The organism is Pseudomonas sp. JL27(2026), from assembly GCF_056933555.1.
This window is the reverse complement of sequence record NZ_CM167794.1, coordinates 4,566,896-4,587,376: the sequence shown is the minus strand read 5'-3', so window position 1 is coordinate 4,587,376 and position 20,481 is coordinate 4,566,896. Positions and strand designations below refer to the sequence as shown.

Genomic DNA, 20,481 nt, shown 5'->3' with positions numbered 1-20,481 from the left:
TCCCGTTCGAGTGCGCAGCACTCGCAACATTTGCCATGAGTACGAAGCTTTTGGGGCTGCTGCTGCGCAGCCCAGCACGAGCAAGCTCGCTCGCCACAGATCACACCTGAACTGGAGAACGTCATGAGCAAGATCGCAATCATCGGCGCCACTGGCCGTGCCGGTAGCCAACTGTTGGAAGAAGCCCTGCGTCGTGGTCACAGCGTCACTGCAATTGCCCGCGATACCTCGACCATCGGCCAGCGTGACGGTGTCACCCGCAAGAATGTCGACGCCGCCGATGCCGCCGCCCTGCAAGCTGCCGTGGCCGGTCATGACGTGGTGCTCAGCGCCGCGCACTTCTCCAGCATCCCGGTCAGTGCCATTCTCGGGCCGGTGAAACAGGCCGGCGTCAAACGCCTGTTGGTGGTGGGCGGTGCTGGCAGCCTGTTGCTGCCGACGGGCAGCAAAGTCATCGACAGCCCCGGCTTCCCGGATGCCTACAAGGCCGAGGCCAGTGCTGGCGGCGTTTACCTCGACACCTTGCGCCAGGAAAAGGAACTGGACTGGACTTTCCTGTCGCCCTCGGCGGAATTTGTCGAGGGCGAGCGCACCGGCACCTTCCGCGTGGGCAAGGATGACCTGCTGGTGAGTGCCGAAGGCAAGAGCTGGATCACCTTCGCCGACTACGCGATTGCGATGCTCGATGAAGTCGAGAAACCGGCGCATAGCCGTCAGCGGTTTACGGTCGGTTATTGATCTGTCACCAAAGCACGGACTGCCCCTTGGGCAGTCCGTGCTTTTTGCTATGTGCTGATTTTTAACGGTGCGCTATTCCAACTCTGCAATGGAGTTTGGGAAGTGCTCAATGCGTGTTTGTGGTTGTCGTTAGTGTGAAACCGGATGTTTAAGAACTGATGAGTTCGGTTGTTTTTATTTTTCTTGAGACGCTTTAAGTAATGATTTCTGCTTCATCTTGGTTGTGTGCAATTAGAGGCTTTGAAGATGAAGTGGGGTGTTTTTTTGTCTGTTGTTTTTCTAGATGTTTAACTTTTCAAGCGTTTGCGTGTTGAATGTTTTTAATTCCTACGAGGTTCAGGGTGTTTGACGAGCTTGTGGCGTCACGTTCTTGCTATTAGGGTTGTGCTCTGGTTTGAGTGGCGAGGAATGCTGCTAAAACTTTTCAATAGGAGGTTGTTTGAGGCGACGTGCCCTCACGGTATGGAGAAGGTCAATGATTGTAGATGCGAAGGAAAAGCCTAAGGAAGAATCTCCGGAAGAACTTCGGGAAAGGTTGAGGACGACTGCCGGTCAAGCAGTTGTCGAGATGGAAGGCATAAGCACTATAAGTGATGCGGCGAAATATGTGCCGGTTCAATACTTCGGCGTGATGGCGGGCAAAAATGGAAGCGCTTACAGGGGCGGAACATTCATTGTTCAGAAACATAATATTGTGGCCATAAAACGTTATGTCAAAGCGGCCTTGGCCTTACCAGTCGATTTGACCCCGATTGAACGTCAGTTGGGTTACATCAGATCTGGAAGAGAGGGACTGGAACCGGCCGACATCCAGAGCCTGCATCAGAAGATTCACCAGCATGCACTGTCTTGGGGAACCCTTGAGCGTGATACCAAGGATCTTGGGGGGCGGCTGGATCTGTTTTCCCGTGGGTTCATCAATACCGGGAACCTGGTGATAGAGCACCTTAAAGGCTTCCAGGGCTACAAGGACCTGACCGGCACGATTCATACGCTGACGGAGGTGGAGCGGGCCAAAATGGCCGAAATCGCGCTGGGGAACTCGGACACCGACAAGGTCGAAAGCCTGGAAAGGTATCTGGTACGGATGAAAAACGATATCGAGAGTTTCTGCCGCCGGATCAGCGCGGTTAAGGCACTGTCGACGGAGTTCTCGCGCAAGATTACCGAAGAGCTGTTGCCTCTCGTCAAAGTAAAACTCAGCGATGTGGAGCGAGCCGGTCTGGATCAGGTCGCCGAGGAAGAGCAACTCAGAGTTGAAATAAAAGAACTGGATAAGCGTATCGCCGAGAAAATCAAAGAGTACGACAGTCTGGTGGGCTATGCCTTCACCGGGTTGGTGTTCGGCCCCATCGGTGTTGCTATCACTGGCGGCATCTTTGGTTCTAAGGCAGAAGCGACCAGGGCAGAGAAAAACGGCCTGATCGAAAATCGGGATAATGTGCTTAAGGAAATGGAGAAAGCCCGGTTGTCCAAGCTGTTGATGGATTTGCGCATACGATTGGAAAACATGAAGTCGCAGATGATCGATGCCGAACAAGGGGCGAAAAACCTGGAGGACGTCTGGGCCATTATCTGGATGAATATCGAGGAATCTCGAGTGCGGCTATTTGAAATGGATAACGCCTTTGACTTGAGTTTGCTGGTTATGGATATTCAGGATGTGGTGGCGCCTTGGGGAACCATTAAAGGCTATGCCGCCAATTTGTCTGAAGTGTTTAATTCGGTTGTGGATTAAGTTGTCACTCTATTGAGTTCAAGGAAGAATTTTATGACGGTTCATGAGTTTAAGGGTCTGTTCAGTTATGCCGTGCCGGACACGGTGGTCATGAAACAGGCCAAGAGTCAGTTTGACTTGAAAGTGGCTGGTAAAACCTTTGCCTTCGCTGGGGCGATACAAGATAAGGTCGACTACCTGCGTGCACAGATCAACGACACAGATCATCAATTGTTTGAGCATATCAAGAGGGTGCAGGCCTCCCTGGGTAACATCAGTTTTGAGAGTACGCTGGCGCGTATCGTGCAGATCGAGGGGAACACCGTGGCCACGGCTGCAACACGTGCCAGAAAGATCGAGGAACTGGTGACGTATTGTGTTCAGCGGCTGAGCAGTTCGCAGGCGCCCTTGCTCGCGGCCCGGGAGCATTTATCCCGAGAGCTGCCAGAGATTGGCGGCCTCACACTGGTTCAGGAGGGCGCGCAGTGGAGCGCTCCTTATGAAGCAAGGCGTGCAGCGCAAGAACGCAAGCTCCTGCTGCTCAATACCGACCTCCGTGCGCTCGCTGAAGAGAAACGCAGTGTCGACGAGGCGCTGCAACAGTTTAAGTCCCCTACCTGGATCGACATCTTCAAGGGCATGATTCCAACCGCCCAGGAGATCGAGGCAGCGATCAAGCTGGTCAGCACGAAAAAGCCTGATCGCGAATTCCTGGAGCTTGCCTTGAAGCGGCTCAACGGCAACCTGGACGGCATCGAGCAAGGTCGTCAATACGTGAGTTTCACAGAGGCGCGAGACGCTATTTACACGCGCACCGATGGCGTACGGGTTGAGGTCAAGGCGGTTGAAAAAGAGTTGCTTGAACTGAACCGCACACTGAGCAAGCTCGATGAGATTGGCAGCCTCGACCAAAACAGACTGAGCTGGTTGCAGGAAGCGCAAAAGCTCGCCCAGGCCTATGAGCACTTCATGGTGACAACTCAACTGCACATGTTGCGCGATGCTGTGTCGATCAAAGAGATGGCGGCACGTTATTGCGCCATGCTGGATTACCTGAGCGTGATTAAAAGGGCCTGAGTGGATCAGGGGCAGTGAATTGGGGCCGTGGGGTTGGCCGCGTTTCAGGAGATCAAGCACGTGATTCGCGCCGTATAAGCGACTACGAGCGCAATCGCGCCAGATCCCGCAGCGGTGGCGCGCCAAACAATCGGCTGTACTCGCGGCTGAACTGCGAGGGGCTTTCATAGCCCACGCGGTAACCGGCCGCCGAGGCGTCGATGCCTTCGGCGAGCATCAAGCGCCGCGCTTCTTGCAGGCGCAGTTGCTTCTGGTACTGCAGCGGGCTCATGGCGGTCATCGCCTTGAAGCGGTGATGCAGGGTCGACACGCTGAGGTTCACTTCCCTGGCCAATGCTTCAATGCGCAGCGGCAGCTCGAAGTTGCCGTTGAGCCATTTGATCGCCTGGCCGATGCGATGGCTCTGGCTGTTGGCAATGGCGATTTCATACAAACGGTGGCCCTGCGGGCTGCGCAATAGGCGATACAGGATCTCCCGACGAATCAGGGGCGCGAGCATGGCGATGTCTTTCGGCGTGTCGAGCAGGCGCGCCAGGCGCAGCACCGCGTCGAGCATGGGTTGATCCAGTTGTTCAACGTAGAGGCCGCGCCCGGCGGGTCGCGAGGGGACGCCGAGCGGGCCGGCGTCGGCGATCAACGCGGTGATCTCCGCCGGGTCGATGTCCAGGCGCAAGGCCAGGATCGGATGGTCTGGCGAAACATTCACCACCCGACCACTGAGCGGCATCGAGACCGACACCACCAGGTAATTGAGTGGGTCGTAGTTGAAGAACTCGTCCGCCAGGCGAACTTCCTTGCGCCCCTGAGCCATGATGCACAGCGCCGGTTGTGCGAGCACCGGGGCGAAGTCGTGGGACTGGCTGTGGCGCGACAGATACAACGAACCGATGGCGGTCGCGTAGCTGCCGTCCTCGCGGGTATTGCGGCGAATGATTGCCGCCAGCTCCACCCGGTGTTTTTCCATGTCGGCGTCCAGCGGGGTGTGGGTGTGATCCAGAGGTGCCATGGGAATCATCCTCGGCAAGGCTGATGGGATGGGCACAGCTTATGTTTGTGCAACCCATGGGGGTAGGTAAATCCTGCGTAAAACTTGCCTGATCCTGTTCCAGGGCCGCCGACAGTCTGAAGAACATGAGCAGAGGCGGGAGAAACTTGCTTGAAACACCTCTGTCACGTTCAGCGCTCGGTTGAACTGGGGGGTAGCGTCACCGGCGTGCGGGTGCAGGATTGTGCAACAAGCCGGCAGGAATCGACTAACGGCCCGTGACGGGGGAGCTTAATCTGGGTTCCTGTCGCAGCCTCTCTCGGGCTGCTGATCGTTTACATCCAGGGAGAGTCGAACATGTCCACGCAAATCCCCGTCAGCCACATGGCGTTTGTCCGCGCCCGCGCTGGCCGTTCAACGGAGTTGGGTGCGCGCTTGAGCAGCCTGATCGAACCTTCGCGCCAGGCCAGCGGTTGCCTGCACTTTGCCTTGCAACATTCCCTGTGTGACCCTGAACTGTGGCTGGTGTCCGGATTCTGGACCGATCAGCGGGCCATGACGGACTACTTCAGCAGCCCGGCAATGGAGGTATTCAGCGAGCTGGTGCAGGAACTGGTGGTCAATAGCCTGGACTTTCACACGTTCAGCGATGTATCGGTCGCTCAGGCGCGGGACGAATATCCGTCGTTCAACGCCGCGCCGTTGCAGCAGTTGGCCAGCTGAGGGTTTAGAATGGCCGACTTTCCATTGGCCAGGATCCGCAACATGGCACGTAAAGAGTTTGCACAGTTCGAAGCCGTTTCTGCCGCCGTGCGCGGTGAGGAGGGCTATAGCGCCGCCATTGCCGTCAAGGCCCTGGGTGGTTCAGGCGCCCCGCGGTTTCACAAAATCCTTGATGACCAGACCTTCAAGACCGCCCTGGTGGCCGATCAGGCTGCAGAAGCGAAACTCGAGCAACTGAGCGACGTGACTGAAGACGGCGAACTGGTCTGGTGACGATCAGGGGGCGTTGGCCGCTCCCGGTCGGAACATTTTGAACAGGGCCTCAGGCCCCAACTGGAAGTAATCCGCCGGCCCACCGCCGCGCAGAATCGGTTCTGCCGCGGCGGTGTCGTACACCCCGTCCTTGAGCAGCCACTTGGCGATATGCACGGCGACCACTTCGCCGAGAATCAGCCAGCTTGGTACCACTTCTTTATCTGCGCGCTGCAACTGAATGATCTGCGTGACCTTGCATTCGAAGGACACCGGGCTTTCGGCGACCCGTGGCACCTGGATGATTTTCGAGGCGGCGGGCGTCAGCCCGGCCAGCTCGAATTCATTGATGTCGGCCGCAACCGTCGCGCAGCTCTGGTTCATCTGCTCGGCCAGCGGGCGGGTGGCCAGGTTCCAGGCGAATTCGCCGGTCTGCTCGATGTTGTTCAGGCTGTCTTTACGGCCAACGCTTGAGAACCCGATGATCGGCGGAATGTAGTTGAACGCGTTGAAAAAACTGTAAGGCGCCAGGTTCAGCCGGCCTTCACTGTCCTGCGAGGAAATCCAGCCGATGGGGCGCGGGCCGACGATGGCATTGAACGGGTCGTGGGGCAGGCCGTGGCCGTTGGCGGGTTCGTAGTAGTGGATGTCGTCGGGCATTGCGCAGATTCCAGAACGGTTAATGGTTGCAATAGTGCCGGGCAGGTGCGGTTTATTCCAGCGGTACTGGGGCAAAATCCGGCCCTCCAGAAATGACTAAGCCCGGCCGAAGCCGGGCTGTGATGCCACGTTCAAGTGTTAGCTGATGGAAGCCGAGCCAGTGCGGTCATAGCCGTCAGCAGCGATGGTGGCAGAGCCTGTACGGTCGTAGCCATCTTCAACCAGGCCTTTTTCTTCCAGGCGATCGCGGCCACCTTCGGCAACGGTCTGGCCTTGTGGGGTACGGTCGAAGCCATCGGCGGCGAGAGTGGCGGAACCAGTGCGGTCGAAGCCATCAGCCGCAACAGTGGCGGAACCCGTACGGTCATAACCATCGGCAGCGACAGCGGAACCGGTGCGGTCGAAGCCGTCGGCGGCGAAGGTGTTGGCAGCCAGTACGGAGAGGGTCAGGGCGAGGATCAGTTTGGTTTTCATGGTGTGTACTCCGGGTTCGTTTACGTGGTGTGCGTTGGGTATGGGGTTTATATTACGCTTGTGAAATTGATTAAAAAGCGCAAAAAATGCTTAAATCAATCGATTTATACGATGTTATGGGCGTCGCAGGAAGTTGTCAGACGCCGCTCGGTGGCCTGCATTCTGTATACGTACGAAACCTCGATATGGATTCAGAGGCCGGCAGAATGTCGCTTGGGCATTAACGGATCATTAATCTCGCCACCGCCCTTGAAGCGCCCGGATGAACGGATTTTTCATTTGAGCCTTACCTAATTTTCACCGTGCCCCGGGCAGCCTTCGCGTCGGCCAAAAACTCAAAGACAGGCCGTCTTGAATCGAGCTCTGGAGCACTGCACCGAATGAACAAACTTCCACAGATCACCCTGGCCTTCTGGGTCATGAAAATCTGCGCGACGACCCTGGGGGAAACGGCTGGGGATTTGCTGTCGATGACCTTGAATGTCGGCTACGCCATCAGCTCGATGATCCTCATCAGCGTATTTTTGCTGACCCTGGTGACACAGCTGTTTTCCAAAACCTACAGCCCGGTGCTGTACTGGATCGTGATCCTCTCGACCAGCACCGCTGGCACCACGATGTCGGACTTCATGGACCGTACGCTGGGCCTGGGGTATGCGTCGGGGTCGATGATTCTGATCGCCATCCTGGTCGCGATTTTTGCGGCGTGGCGCTTGAGCGGCGAGTCACTGAACGTGAACAAGGTCCAGAGCTTTCGTGGCGAGATGTTCTACTGGGTCGCGATCCTGTTCTCCAACACCCTGGGCACCGCGCTGGGTGACTTCCTGGCGGACGACTCGGGGCTGGGGTTTGCCGGTGGTGCATTGTTGATCGGCGCGACCATCGCGGTGGTGGTACTGCTCAAGTACTTCACGAAGATCTCGTCGGTGCTGCTGTTCTGGGTGGCGTTCGTGTTGACGCGACCATTCGGCGCGACCCTGGGCGACTTCCTGACCAAACCCCATGAAAAGGGCGGGCTGGATTTCGGGACCATTGGTTCGTCGCTGGTATTGGCGGGGATATTGGTGGTGATGATCGCTGGCGCTTCGTTTGTGCAGAACAAATACGCGGGCCGTGAGGTTGCCGAATTGTCCTGATACCGAGTCGCGGCCTTCGCGAGCACTGCGTTGCTCTTGCAGGAGCAAGGCATGCCCGCGATGACGGTTTAACATTCAACAAATAGGCCGCCTGCCAGATCGCTATCGCGGGCAAGCCTTGCTCCCACAAAGGCCTCGCACCTTTGTGGGATTTTTTGCCTGTCAGTCCGTCTCGATCCGCGAGTGTTTGCGGGTGTCTTTCATGGTGATGTACACCAGCAACGACACCGCAATGCACGCCGTCACGTACCAGTAGTAACCGGTCTCCATGCCGATGCTCTTGAACCACAGCGCGATGTATTCGGCGGTGCCGCCGAAGATCGACACGGTCAATGCATACGGCAGGCCTACGCCCAGCGCACGGATTTCGGTCGGGAACAGCTCGGCTTTGACCACGGCGTTGATCGAGGTGTAACCGCTGACGATGATCAGTGCCGCCATGATCAGGAAGAACGCGCCCCACCAGGTCTGGATGGTGTGCAGGGTCGTGAGGATCGGCACCGTGAACAGCGTGCCCAGAATGCCGAAGGCAATCAGGATCGGCCGCCGTCCGACTTTATCCGACAAGCCACCGATGATCGGTTGCAGGCACATGAACAGGAACAGCGTGGCCGCCGAAATGGTGGTGGAGTCGCTGATGCTCATGCCGACTGTGTTCACCAGGTACTTCTGCATGTACGTGGTGTAGGTGTAGAAGGCCAGGGTGCCGCCCATGGTCAGGCCGACCACGGTCATCAACTCCTTGGGGTGACGCATCAGGGTGCGCATGGCGCTTTCTTTGGACTTTTCTTTCTTGGTGAACGACTCGGTTTCTTCCATCCCGCGACGCAAGTACAGCGCCACGACCGCGCACAAGGCACCGATGGCGAACGGAATGCGCCAGCCCCAGTCGTACAGTTGTTCGGTGGTCAGGGTTTGCTGCAGAACGATCAGCACGCCCAGGGCGATGAGTTGGCCGGAAATCAGCGTCACGTACTGGAAGCTGGAGAAGAAACCGCGACGTTCCTTGGTCGCCATCTCGCTCAGGTACGTCGCCGAGGTGCCGTATTCGCCACCGACCGACAGGCCTTGCAGCAAACGGGCGAACACCAGCAGAACCGGTGCACCGACGCCGATGGTTTCATAACCCGGGCTCAGCGCGATGATCAGCGAGCCGAAGCACATCAGATACACCGAAGCCATCAACGCGGCTTTACGCCCGGCACGGTCGGCATACAACCCCATCAGCCAGCCGCCGATCGGGCGCATCAGGAAGCCCACGGCGAAAATCGCGGCGGTGTTCAACAGTTGGGCGGTGGTGTCGCCTTTGGGGAAAAAGGCTTTGGCGAAGTACAGCGAGAAGGCGGCGTAGACGTACCAGTCGTACCACTCGACCATGTTGCCGACAGAACCGCTGAAGATCGATTTGATGCGGCTGGCCGTGGTTCTTTCTTTGGCAGGCACAGCGGCCGACCCAAGAGGCAGGGTTTGTGAGTTATCCATGACGGATCCTTCATTTAATTGTTTTTGTGGAGCGCGCGTTAGCGCAGCCTGCTTGGGCTATAGCAGGAGCTGTGCCAACGGGCAGAGGGCCGGTTTAGAGGGGTTTAAGGGAGTGGGTGAGCGGATTGTTGCCTATGGATGGTTGGGGTATGAGCGGAAACTCGCTTGTGGGGGGAGGTCCACCCCTCACCCTAACCCTCTCCCCAGAGGGGCGAGGGGACTGACCGAGGTGTTTGGTAAAAATACTGTGACCTGAAAAACCGAGGCGAGCTTGGCTTTATTGAAACCTGAGAGGGACTCGATCTTTCAGGTCGCAGTATTTCTTGAGATCACTGCGCTTTGTCCCCTCGCCCCTCAGGGGAGAGGGTTAGGGGGAGGGGTGGATTTCACCCCAAAAACATCTCGCGGCTCAGCCCATGGCGCTGCATCTTTTCGTTGAAGGTGCGGCGCGGCAGTTGCAGTTCTTCGAGCACGGCTTTGATGTCGCCTTTGTGCCGGGTCAACGCGGCGCGCAGGCACTGGGCCTCGAAGGCTTCCTGCTGGGCTGCGAGGGATTGGCCGGGTTCGGGGCCGACCGGTTCCGGTTCATCCAGCCCCAGTACCTGGCGCTCGGCAGCGTTCGCCAGTTCGCGCACGTTGCCCGGCCAGTCGTGACTCAGCAAACGGCTCAAGTGCGGCCCGCTCAGCGGTGCAACACTGCGCCCCAGTCGCTCGGCGGCGGTGTGAGCGAAGTGTTCGTACAGCAACGGAATGTCCTCACGCCGCTCGCGCAATGGCGGTAAACGCAGTTCCGCGACGTTCAGCCGATAGGCCAGGTCTTCGCGAAAACGTCCGGCGCGGGCCTCATCCAGCAGGTCAGGTTTGGTCGCCGCAATGATGCGCAGGTCCACGTGAATGCTCTGGTTGGAACCCAGGCGTTCGAGTTTCTGTTCCTGTAGCACCCGCAGCAGTTTGACTTGCTGGGCCAGCGGCATGCTTTCGATTTCATCGAGGAACAGCGTGCCGCCGTCAGCGTATTCAAGCTTGCCGATGCGTTTGCCCTGCGCGCCCGTGAAGGCACCGCTTTCATGACCGAACAGCTCCGCCTCGAACAACTGCTCAGGGATGGCCGCGCAGTTCAGGGCCACGAAGGGTTTGCCGGCACGCGGGCCGAAGTCGTGCAGGCAGCGGGCGACGAGTTCCTTGCCGCTGCCGGTTTCACCACGAATCAGCACGTTCACCGGCAAGGCTGCGAGGTCCAGCACTTGTCGGCGCAAGGTCTGCAACCCTCGTGACACACCGAGCAGGCTGGCCTCGAGTTTGCTGCGGTTGTCGGCTTGTTCATGCAGCGCGCGGTTTGCCAGTACCAGGCGACGCTTGTCCAGCGCCCGGCGCAAGCTGTTTAGCAGCATCTCGGGGCTGAAGGGTTTTTCCAGGAAATCGTAGGCCCCGTCACGCATCGCTTCGACGGCCATCGGCACATCGCCGTGGCCCGTCAGCAGGATCACCGGCAGTTCGGCGTCCAGCTGTTGCAGCCGGGCCAGCAGTTCCAAGCCGCTCATGCCGGGCATGCGGACGTCGCTGAGCACCACCCCGGGAAAATGCGCCGGCAACTGCGCCAGGCAGTCCTCGGCGCGGCTGAACAGTTGCACGTCAAAACCCGACAGGCTCAACCATTGCTCGACCGCGCTGCGAATGCTCGCTTCGTCATCGACGACGATTACTGAGTTGAGCATTGAATGTGCGCCTCCAGGTCGATCGGCAGGGTGAGGGTAAACAGCGCGCCCTCACCCTGGTTGCCAGCGATCAAGCGACCACCGAGTTCATGAACAATGGCAAAGGACACCGCCAACCCGAGGCCCAGGCCATCGCCCACCGGTTTGGTGGTGAAGAACGGGTCGAAGACATTCGGCAAATCCTGCTCGGCAATACCGCCGCCGCTGTCGGCGACGGTCAGACACCAAAGCTGCTGATCGGCCTTGAGGCGGATTTCCAGGCGCTTGAGTGGTTTGTCGCGCATGGCGTCGAGGGCGTTGCGCAGCAGGTTGATCAACACCTGTTCGAGGCGGATCGCATCGCCGCGCACCCACGCCGGGCGGGTCAGGTCGAGCACGCAGCCAATGTGTTCGTCGCGAAAGCGAGCGTCGAGCAGTTGCAGGGACTGGTCGACCACGGCCGCCAGGTCCAGGCGCTCGCGCAAGCCGCTGGGGCTTTTGCGCGCGAAGGTCTTGAGGTGGCCGGTGAGGGCGGCCATGCGGGTCAGCATGTCGTCCACTGGTTTGAGCGCCTTGTAGGCATCGTCGACGCGGCCATGATCGAGCAGCAGGCGCAAGGTCGCCAGTTGCATGCGCTGGGCGGTCAGCGGCTGGTTGATTTCATGGGCCAGGGCGGCGGACATCTGCCCCAGCGCCGCCAGTTTGGCCGATTGCACGAGGCCGTCCTGGGCGGTGCGCAGGTCGCGGGTGCGCTCATCAACCAGGCGCTCCAGCTCTTCGCGGCTGCGTTGACGCAGTTTGGCCAGACGCCAGCGCTGGCTGAGGAACAACAGCAAAAACACCAGCGTCAGCCACAGCCCGGCGGCGGCCAGCCCGGCGTTACGCAGGTCTTCAAAGGCAACCTGCGGGCGACGCAGCAGGTGCAAGGTCCAGCCTTCGGTACTCAGGGGCAGCGATTCCCAGAGGTACTCGGCCGATCCGTCGGGGCCATTGACGCGGGCCAGATAGCTGTTGTCGTCAAAGTGCCGGATGGGCTGATGGTCCAGCGGCGTCAGCGGTTGTTTGTCGTACTGGCGGGTCAGTTTGAGTTCGGCGCGATCGGTGTCCGAGAGTGCGTTCAGCAGCCGATAGCGCCACCCCGGCTGATTGGCAATAAAGACGATGCCCCGGGCGTCGCTGACCAGCAGGGTGTCGCTGCCCTGGCGCCATTCGCGTTCCAGTTCCGGAAACTCGAGTTTGACCACCATGGCGCCGCGAAACTCACCGTTGTCACCGGTCACGGCGCTCGAGAGGAAGTAGCCGGGAATCCCGCTGGTCACGCCCACCGCGTAAAAACGCCCGGTGCCCTGGCTGCGCGTCTGGCTGAAGTAGGGGCGGAAACCGTAGTTGTGGCCGACGTAACTGCTGGGCAGGCGCCAGTTGCTGGCGGCAACGGCCAAGCCTGTGTGGTCCAGCAGTTCGAGCGTGGAGGACTGGGCGGCGCCGTTGATCTTCTCGAGCTTGTGGTTGAGCAGGTCTTGTTGATCCGCATTGACTGAGCCATTGAGAGCCGAGCGCAGTTCCGGGTCCAGCGCCAGCACGGCGGGCAGGGCGCGGTAGCGTTCGATCAGTGTGTGCAGGGAGTTGGCGTACAGCGCCAGTTGCTGATTGGCGCGGGCGGCGTCGTCCACCAGGGACTGGCGCTCGGTGTGACGCATGGCCAGGGTGGCGGCAATCGCCGCACCGGCGAGGATCAGCAACGAATACAACGACAGACGCAAGGTACGAGAAGTTGGCAGCATGCTGTAGAAAACAGGTGAGTGTCCGGGTGGGCACCATAGCACGCAGCAGGATCGCGTACGTGCCTTTGAGATGATTTTGCCTAGGCCGCCTCGAATCGGGAGGAGCGCGAGTGGAGGAGGGTGCGGGTATCCTCCAGAAGTGTCACGGTTCGCGAACTTTCCATTTTAAGCTCCTCGAGTTCGACACCCTTGAACGTGGCGACGCCATTGGCATGGAAGAAGTCTTCAACTTTACCCACATGGGCGTTCAAGGCGCCGATCAGATCAGTGATGTTGGCGTCCAGTCTGTCTCTCTTGCCTTCTGAGATCTCTTTCCCGGCGCCATGCACTTCATGAAGTATTTCAGGGACTGCCATTACTGCGTTGAATGAGGTGCTTGCTGCGCTACCCACTGCTGGAAGTGCTGCTTTCAGGCCTTCCCCGACTATCATCTTTGTCATGTCTTTTTGCCCTGCTGTAGTGCTTACATCCATGCCTCTCAGAAACTTTTTCAAACCTTTATTCAGCGGGCCCTTCATCTCATCTTCGGCGCGTCCGAATATTGCTCCCGGATCCAGATTGCTGGCTTTCAGTTTTACCGAGGCACTTAAACCGGTGCTTTCAGCAATTTTATCCACTGCTGCACTGACGCCTTTTTTCACTGCGAATCCCAAGCCGATGACTGCCACGTTACCGACACCCGGTGCGGCTGTCGCCAGCGGCTGGAGCCCTACGCCAACCGCTATCCCCGCCCCATAACTCAAAACGTTCCCCACCAATAACGTTGCCGTCCTACGGAAAGTCGATTTCCCATGTTCCGAGGCGGAACGATGGTTGAGAATCTGCTGTTGGGTGTCCAGCGCAGCACGATTCGTGATCCCCATGACTGCCAGGTGTTTCATGATGCTGTCGTCCAGGCCCGATCTCAAACGGCGGGATGCCAGTCGCTCGCGGCTTCTTTGATAACCGGCATTCTCTGAGGTGATGAGCCTGTCTATGCCCGCGTTGAGTGCAGCGGCACTGGGCCATTTGACTTCGCCATTTGAATCGATGAAACCGATTGGATTGTTCCCCACCATCGCATACAGATTAAGCCCATCCACATCGCCCGCCGGGTCGGCACTGACCCAGCGCTGCAACCACGGCGCGTAATACCGGGCGCCGTAGTAATACAACCCGCTGGCGTCCATTTCCTTGCCTGAGTAACGAACCGTCTTGTAGTCGGCGTCTATCGCCGAACGGGCCGACCACCACGCCGTACTGCCGAAGGGGTAATACACTTCGTGGCTGATCCGTTCGCCCTTTTCACCCAGTTCAAGGTTGCTGGAGCCCAGGTGATCGTCGAGGCTGTAGCGCAGTTGCGTTTTATCAATGCCCTCGGGTTGGCCCTTGACCCAGTGCAGGCAGCGCACGCTGCCCGGCAGGGTGATGATGTGCAGTTCTTCACTGTCGTCGAGGATGCGGACCTCCAACCCCGGCAAGTAACGGACATCACGGGTGTGGCTGACGCTCTTCGCCTGGGTTACCTGATGCTTGTACACCCGGGCGCCCTGGCTGTAGGTATAGGTTTCCTTGTCGTCGACGCCCGTTTCGCGTCGGATCAGCGTGATGTCGGCCAGTTGATCCTGGGTATTCCAGCGCAGCGGCTGGTTGTTGTTCAGCGCCTTCAGGTTGCCATGGGCATCGAAGGCGTCGTCGAACACCGGGTCGGGATCGCCTTCCTGCCACGCCAGGCCGCGATTGCTGTGGGGGTCGATGCGCATGCACCGGGTGTAGCAGTGGCCGTCGCGAACATGACGCAACCGGGTCAGGTTGCCACCTGGGTCATAGTCGTAATGCTGGGTGTAGTTGAAGCGGGCTCCGGGGGCCTCGGGCATGATCAGCTCCGGTAAACCGGGTTGCAGGTGCGGGGTTTCACCTTCAAAACCGCTGGCGCTGATGAGTTGGTACAGGGAGTCGTAGGTGAAGCTGCGATGGCCGTCGACGCGCTGGTTGGCGAAAAATACCGGGGGCATGGTGTGGTCGTCGATGTGCAGTACATTGCCCACGGGGTCGTAGGTGTAGCTGAGGTCCTGCTGAAAATCATGCCCCGCAACGCCGGACTTGAGCGCACTGAGGCGTCCATCGGCGGGGTCGTAGGTCCAGGTGCTGAGGAGGCCGTTGGCGCTGGTTTTCGTTTCGAGCTGGCCGGCGGCGTTGTAGTGCAATGCGTTGATAATGATTTGCGGCGCGCTGGCATCCTTGAGCTGGAGCCTGATGTCCTTGAGCTGCCCGGCAACATCGAATCGACTGAGTTGCCGATGCCCTGCAGCATCGGTTTGCAGGCGTAGTTGAGCGCTGGCGCTGTACTGCCAGTGGCTGGTGAAGGCGGGGCCATCGGCAAAGGTACGGGTTTCTTCGAGAGGCTGGCCGTGGAGGCTGAAGCGGTTGATGTCCAGCTCGCCGGAAAGGTCGATCAGGCGGGTCAATTGCCCACGTCGATTGAACGCCGGGTCGCCCGTGGCATCCGCGTAGGTCAGGCGCTCGAGGGTCTCAGGCGCTTGTCCGTCGGGGCGCTGGTTCACGGCGACGATACGCAGTTGATCGTCATAGTCGGTTTGCCAGTGGGTGCCGCGTGCGTCCCAGCGTTGCAGCACCTGATGAGCAATGCCGGTCAGGCTCAGGCGCTGGCCGGCGTCGACGCTGTCGACCCGCAGCGCTGTACCGGACAACCGATAGGCGCTGGTCATATTGGGTTTTGGGGCTGAGCCATACAGGCGCGGGTCCCATTGCTCGGTCAGTCGGCCGAGGGCGTCGTGGACGTGCCGGGTGGCCAGAGCCTGTGCCGTCGCCCCTGCTGTTTTGCGCCAGTACGCGACGTGGCGAACGGGCAAACCACGGCCGTCGTTGATCCGCAGTGTTGGTGTATGCCAATCAGTGGTCGGTTTCATCGGGGCTGCTCAAGTAATGCCGCGTTACTGATGTACGCCCGATAACCGTTGCGGGCGGGTCCCATTGCGCGGTCAGTCGCCCCTGGGCGTCATGGGGGTGTTGGCTGATCAACGCCAGGATGGGTGTCTTGACCTCGGTGCGCAGGTACTCGACTTGCCGGACGTGCAGGCCCCGGCCGTCGATCACCATCCGGGGCGGGGTGTTGTGATGCACCTGAAGGTTCATGACAGGTTCTCGTCCGGGACCGGATCATAGGTGTCATTGAAGTCTTCGCTGGTCTGGTACCAGGGATGGTAGTGCTCGCGGGACACATGACCTTTGGCACTGATGACCTGGATGGGCCGGCCCAATGGATCGTAAAACTGCTGGTCGTGATAGCCGAACTGGCGCAAGGACTGATCGTTGATGTAGCGCCAGGCGTTGGCAAAGTAGGGGCGATACACCCGCACCGCGAGGCCCTTGTTGTTGTACTCGACCCGTTCGCTGACCCGCCAGCGCATGGCGGCGTGGCTTTCCTTCGGTTTGCCGGTATTGGGGTCAAGCTCCAGTTCACCGCTTTCATTGACGACATAGGCCATTCCCGGCTCAACCAGTTGCTTGGTTTGCAGCGTGCGCCCAAAGCCGTCGATGCAGGTCAGTTGCATCTGGATCTGTTGGCCATTTTCCGCGTCCGGGTAGTCATCGGCGGCCAGCACCAGACTGTGCACCGGTTCTCGCGGCGTGCGGCGGATCAGTTCCAGCAGCGTTTGTTCGTCAGCGGTTCTGACCTTGAGTCGGGTCAGGCGATGGCGAGCGCAGGCGCGAATGTGCAGGGTAGGCAGCAAGTAGCCCTGGGCGATCCACCGGCCCAGGTGATCGGTGGTCAGCGCGTCAGAGTCACTGAGTCTCCCCATCCAGCTGTGCAAATCCTTGCGCATGCAACTGGCGGCTTTTTGCAAGGCGCCCACAGGGTTGCCGATGGCTGTGCCGGGGCTTGGGTCCTCGGGGCGTTGATGTTCGACAAGGGGCTTGAAACCGATGCCCACGCCGTTCTCGGTGCCGAAGAAACTGGTCGCCAAGGGCTGGCCGGAGGGTTCGTAGAGCGCTTCCTGCACATTGTCGTTGGCATCGATCACGCGTTCGGGGGCAAGCGAGTGGTAATCGTATTCGGCGCGGGTGGAACAGCCATCCGGCAACGTGACGGTAGCGCTCAGCAGGTGGTAGTCGTCGTACGTGATATGCGTGAGGCCGTGGCTGACGGTGGCGTTGAAGGCCTCCACTTTGTAGAACTTGTCGAGTTTCGAATAGCGGGTAAAGCCGTTGAGTCCCGACCACAGGTTTTCCTGCCGATCCTCTTCTTCATCAGGCTCGAGAAACAGTGTCATGGGGTGGAAATGAATTTTTCGCAGTTCCTCCCGGATGTTGAACGGCGGCGGCAGGCTGTCGTAGGCATCCAGTGCGGTCTTGTCCAGTTCGGCCAGCTCCTGCGGTCCGGCCAGCGCCTCGAAGTGAGCCTCACCGTCCGGCAGCACGCTGCCATCTTTCGTACTCAGATAGCTTTGGCGTGATAACTGGCTCAACAACCGCTGGGCGTTCCATTCGGTTGAGGCCTGGAACTGGTTGAAGCGCTCATACGAAATATCGTCAGGCTTGAGCCCGGAAGGGAGCGATCCCTTGGGCAGTACCAATGCGTTGCCGCGCTGGCGCCAGGGCAGGGCCAGTCGCCAGCCTTGCTGCGTGTCCAGGTGGATGAATTCCGCGCGAGCCTCACTCAGGTAATAGCTCTGCTGGGCGTCATCATGGGCATCGCGCCACCATTGGGCGTGATCGGGATCTTTGAACGGTGGGGCATCCCCTTCGACTTTGCGCCGGGCATAACTGATGGTGAACGAGTGGGTGGGTGTACCGAAGCGGTCCCACTGCAGGGTGATGTCATGCCGACACAGCGGGTCATCGACAAAGCGCTCGTACTGGTAGCTGATTTTTTCAGCCAGCAGCGGCATGACGATCGCGTGAGGATGATGAGGCGCCATGGGCCGAAGTTTACGCACCAGGTAACGCGATTGTTCCACCGAGTACGGCACTGCCGTGGCGGGTTCATCTTCAGTGGCGAATACCTCCACACGCAGTACCGAGCCGCTCAGGCTGCGGGCGATTTCGTGCAGCGTGTCCTGATCAACGGGTTCGAACACCTGATCGGCGCAGTCGCTCTCGTGATAAAGGCTGATCAGCGTATTGCCCAATGGCTGGGCCTGGTCATCGCCGTTGAAGTAACCCTCGCGAGGCAGGTCCACCAGGCGTCCCGTATGGAACCAGGTGCGGGACTGGACGGGGGCGGTAAAACCGGTTTCGCCTTCCTCGGGGCTGGTTTCGCTGTCGGTCTGATGCAGCAGGCCGAAGCCGCGAAATTCACGGTCATGGCTGTCGTAGTAACCCTGGAAGTAGTTGAAACGCTGAGTCAGGCAGTTGCCGGTGATTTCGTCGAGTTGGGTTTGCCGGTTGACCACTTGCACAGGGAGCGGCAGGTAACACGCCAATGGTTTTTCAGGGGTGGACCCTTGGCGTTTTTCGTCCAGCCATTCCTGCGCCGAACTGCGGTAGCGAACGGTCGCGGAGCAGCCCATGTTGTTATTGGAGGCGACCAGTGCGTAGGGTCGTGCTGCGACAAAGTCATAACGCCAGTGCCGTGGCGACATATGCGGTACGGTCAGAATCAGGCTGGCACACCCAAGCCCTTGCAGGTCGGCGAAGCTGACCTGGCTCAGGGTGTCGTAGCGAATGCCCTCGGGCCACGCCACGCGAACCGGCTCCTGCTCCAGCCTATTACCGCCTCGATTGAGGTAGATCTCGAAGTGATCCGAATCGAGGTAAATCAGTGCTGGCGCACCAGAGCCGTCCAAGTCGGCGATTCGCACCCGCGCCGAATCGAATGTGGCGTAGTCGAAGGGCAGGGGGCTCATGACGAAACCCTTGCCGAAACGCCCGTGGCCCAGGTTCGGCCAGCATTTGATTTCGTCGTGGCGAATGCGGCACAAGTCTGGCAAGTCGGTGCACAGGGTATGGCCCAGAAACACCAGCTCGCTGCGCGAGTTGCTGAACAGCGGCAGATTGTCGTCGGCCGGCAGGTGGGGAATGTCCTGTGCGGGCGCGAAACCGTCTTCGCGAAGGCTGCCATACAGGCGCACGCTTTTGGGGCCGATCAGCGCCAGTGAGTGCAGGCCGCTCCCTGTCAGGTCACCAAATTGCGCGAGGACGTTGAAGAACTCCAAAGGAAATGCAGTGAACACACTGAACGGCGACCAACTGCGGTCCGGGTTCAGGGTGTAGAAACCGCTGACGGACGGTTGGGCGACGATCCAGTCCAGGCGGCTGTCGCCGGTCAGGTCGGTGAGCGACTGTTTGATCGTTCTGCTGCCATCGGCGACCGGAATGGTCGGCAGCGCCTGCCAGGGGCTGTAGCTGATGTCGTCGGGGGTATCGGTCCCGCGTATCGGTTCGCGGTAGTACCAGCTCTGGTCGTATCGGCAGAGAAACCCCGGAACGCCTTCGCCGTAGAGATCGACGCATTGGTGGTACTGCTCATCCTGAACACCGGGCATGTGTTCGAAGGGGAAAAACGGTGTCGACTGGGTATTGAGGTCGAAGGGTGAATATTCAAACTCCATGGGCGGCATAGCTTCCAGCACACCGCTGGCGTCATAGGCGTGATAGTGCGCCGCCTGCAATTGGCTGTAGAACGCCGGTTCCGGCAGGTACTCCAGCAACAGACGCTTGACCAGCGCAGGCTTGGGTCCCAGTTCCTTGGGGAAGTGGTGAAACATCAGGACCTGGTGACAGAGGCGACGGGTACTCAATTCAAACCCGTAGCCATAGGTAAAGAATGGATCACGCCGGGTGAGCCATTCACCGTAGTGGTCTTTCGGGTCCAGAAACGGTTCGCCGTAAACCGGCCTCTCGCTCCAGTCGAGGGTCCGCTCGCCGTAGTCGAACACCAGATGGAAATGCCAGTCCACAGTGGCGGGGTTCTCCAGAGCCCAGGCATACAGATGCTCGCTGGCCTGGGCGTTGCCGTACAGCACACGGCTCAGGTAACGCTGGGCGCTGAAGTCGTGAGGTTGGCCGGGAGAGGGCGTTGCGTCGTCGGCCTTGTACTCGAAGACGATGTGTTCGCCATGGGCATTCATGCTCTCGAGCAGCAGCCAGACCCCAACCCGTAATGCGTCTTGCGGGTCAGCGCCCCGCGTTGCCTCGGTCTTGCCGTAAACATGCAAACTGCCGTCAGCCCCATGCACCAGCCAAAAGGGTGGCTGGTTGGGCTTGATGCTCGGTTGCCAGAGCTCGACCAGGTCGAAGGCGCCTTCGACCCGGGGCCAGTAACGGACCACCGAATGTGTGCCAACAGGCTCGCCGTTGTAGCTGTCTTCAGAACGGGACTTGATCTGGCCACTGTCATCGCGTTCCGGCATCCATTCATCGCCACCGGGCCCGACTATCACATCGTCGGCGAGATAACGGGGTACGCCCTTGCTGGTCTGGCGGGTAATGGCATTGACACTCAAACGCCAGCCAAAACCGCACGGGCCGTTGCCCGCCTGGCTGTTGTAGCTCAGCCCCAGCGCCGGAGCAAAGCCACGCCCCGGCGTAATCGGCAAAGGCAGTTCGAAGGATGCCTTGCCGCTGGTACCGACCGCACCCCAGCTTTTGCCGAGGGTGGTAATCGACGCACTCTTGGCAATGGACGGTGGGGTAATGCTTTGCGATGCCTGATCTTCCATGTGACGTTCCTGTTTCCAGCCATGCAGGTGCAGACGCTGCACCATGCCCTGTGACGCACGGCGAACAGGCTTCACGCTATCAACTTGCAAGGGGGACG

15 protein-coding genes are annotated in these 20,481 nt (G+C 59.4%); 6 read left to right on the top strand and 9 right to left on the bottom strand.

Annotated elements, in window-relative coordinates; genetic code table 11:
- Positions 1-123 precede the first annotated feature (123 nt).
- The 3 genes from AC1Z1G_RS20800 to AC1Z1G_RS20790 all read left to right on the top strand — a co-directional run bounded on the left by AC1Z1G_RS20800 (position 124) and on the right by AC1Z1G_RS20790 (position 3,532).
- On the top strand, positions 124-738 hold the full coding sequence (locus tag AC1Z1G_RS20800; protein WP_483622258.1) for an NAD(P)-dependent oxidoreductase: 615 nt from the start codon (positions 124-126) through the stop codon (positions 736-738).
- A 475-nt stretch (positions 739-1,213) separates the two neighbouring features.
- Complete coding sequence (locus AC1Z1G_RS20795) at positions 1,214-2,476, top strand: alpha-xenorhabdolysin family binary toxin subunit A (protein WP_483622257.1); 1,263 nt, start codon at positions 1,214-1,216, stop codon at positions 2,474-2,476.
- Positions 2,477-2,509: 33 nt separating this feature from the next.
- A complete protein-coding gene (locus tag AC1Z1G_RS20790; RefSeq protein WP_483622256.1) occupies positions 2,510-3,532 on the top strand; it encodes an alpha-xenorhabdolysin family binary toxin subunit B in 1,023 nt (340 codons plus the stop codon).
- 82 nt (positions 3,533-3,614) lie between these two features.
- Here the strand turns inward: AC1Z1G_RS20790 and AC1Z1G_RS20785 are convergent, their stop codons facing one another.
- Entirely contained in the window at positions 3,615-4,538 is a 924-nt protein-coding gene (locus AC1Z1G_RS20785) for an AraC family transcriptional regulator (protein WP_483622255.1), read from the bottom strand.
- A 336-nt stretch (positions 4,539-4,874) separates the two neighbouring features.
- Between AC1Z1G_RS20785 and AC1Z1G_RS20780 the strand changes: the two genes are divergently transcribed.
- Together AC1Z1G_RS20780 and AC1Z1G_RS20775 are read left to right on the top strand one after the other, a co-directional pair.
- The gene (locus tag AC1Z1G_RS20780) at positions 4,875-5,240 is read left to right on the top strand and encodes an antibiotic biosynthesis monooxygenase family protein (RefSeq protein WP_483622254.1); all 366 of its coding nucleotides are present in this window, start codon (positions 4,875-4,877) and stop codon (positions 5,238-5,240) included.
- A 9-nt stretch (positions 5,241-5,249) separates the two neighbouring features.
- Complete coding sequence (locus tag AC1Z1G_RS20775; RefSeq protein ID WP_483622253.1) at positions 5,250-5,513, top strand: hypothetical protein; 264 nt, start codon at positions 5,250-5,252, stop codon at positions 5,511-5,513.
- Between the two features lie 3 nt (positions 5,514-5,516).
- Here the strand turns inward: AC1Z1G_RS20775 and AC1Z1G_RS20770 are convergent, their stop codons facing one another.
- Together AC1Z1G_RS20770 and AC1Z1G_RS20765 are read right to left on the bottom strand one after the other, a co-directional pair.
- Positions 5,517-6,152, bottom strand: a complete 636-nt coding sequence (locus tag AC1Z1G_RS20770; protein WP_483622252.1) for a flavin reductase family protein — start codon at positions 6,150-6,152, stop codon at positions 5,517-5,519.
- Between the two features lie 138 nt (positions 6,153-6,290).
- Positions 6,291-6,626: a hypothetical protein gene (locus tag AC1Z1G_RS20765; RefSeq protein ID WP_483622251.1), complete on the bottom strand. Its 336-nt coding sequence runs from the start codon at positions 6,624-6,626 to the stop codon at positions 6,291-6,293.
- Positions 6,627-7,006: 380 nt separating this feature from the next.
- On the opposite strand from AC1Z1G_RS20765, the gene AC1Z1G_RS20760 reads away from it, so the two are divergent.
- Complete coding sequence (locus AC1Z1G_RS20760) at positions 7,007-7,762, top strand: COG4705 family protein (RefSeq protein WP_483622250.1); 756 nt, start codon at positions 7,007-7,009, stop codon at positions 7,760-7,762.
- A gap of 162 nt (positions 7,763-7,924) precedes the next feature.
- Here AC1Z1G_RS20760 and AC1Z1G_RS20755 read toward each other — a convergent pair whose 3' ends face one another.
- The 6 genes from AC1Z1G_RS20755 to AC1Z1G_RS20730 all read right to left on the bottom strand — a co-directional run bounded on the left by AC1Z1G_RS20755 (position 7,925) and on the right by AC1Z1G_RS20730 (position 20,383).
- Positions 7,925-9,244, bottom strand: coding sequence for an MFS transporter (locus tag AC1Z1G_RS20755; protein WP_483622249.1), 1,320 nt, complete (start codon positions 9,242-9,244; stop codon positions 7,925-7,927).
- 386 nt (positions 9,245-9,630) lie between these two features.
- Positions 9,631-10,959, bottom strand: coding sequence for a sigma-54-dependent transcriptional regulator (locus AC1Z1G_RS20750; RefSeq protein ID WP_483622248.1), 1,329 nt, complete (start codon positions 10,957-10,959; stop codon positions 9,631-9,633).
- The gene (locus AC1Z1G_RS20745; RefSeq protein WP_483622247.1) at positions 10,944-12,719 is read right to left on the bottom strand and encodes a sensor histidine kinase; all 1,776 of its coding nucleotides are present in this window, start codon (positions 12,717-12,719) and stop codon (positions 10,944-10,946) included. The genes AC1Z1G_RS20750 and AC1Z1G_RS20745 overlap by 16 nt, the downstream gene beginning before the upstream one ends.
- An 80-nt stretch (positions 12,720-12,799) precedes the next feature.
- Entirely contained in the window at positions 12,800-15,628 is a 2,829-nt protein-coding gene (locus tag AC1Z1G_RS20740) for an RHS repeat domain-containing protein (RefSeq protein ID WP_483622246.1), read from the bottom strand.
- On the bottom strand, positions 15,612-15,854 hold the full coding sequence (locus AC1Z1G_RS20735; RefSeq protein ID WP_483622245.1) for a hypothetical protein: 243 nt from the start codon (positions 15,852-15,854) through the stop codon (positions 15,612-15,614). Before AC1Z1G_RS20735 ends, AC1Z1G_RS20740 begins: the two co-directional genes overlap by 17 nt.
- Positions 15,851-20,383 carry a SpvB/TcaC N-terminal domain-containing protein gene (locus AC1Z1G_RS20730; RefSeq protein ID WP_483627936.1) on the bottom strand — a complete coding sequence of 1,511 codons (4,533 nt, stop codon included), beginning with the start codon at positions 20,381-20,383 and terminating at the stop codon, positions 15,851-15,853. Before AC1Z1G_RS20730 ends, AC1Z1G_RS20735 begins: the two co-directional genes overlap by 4 nt.
- Positions 20,384-20,481 lie beyond the last annotated feature (98 nt).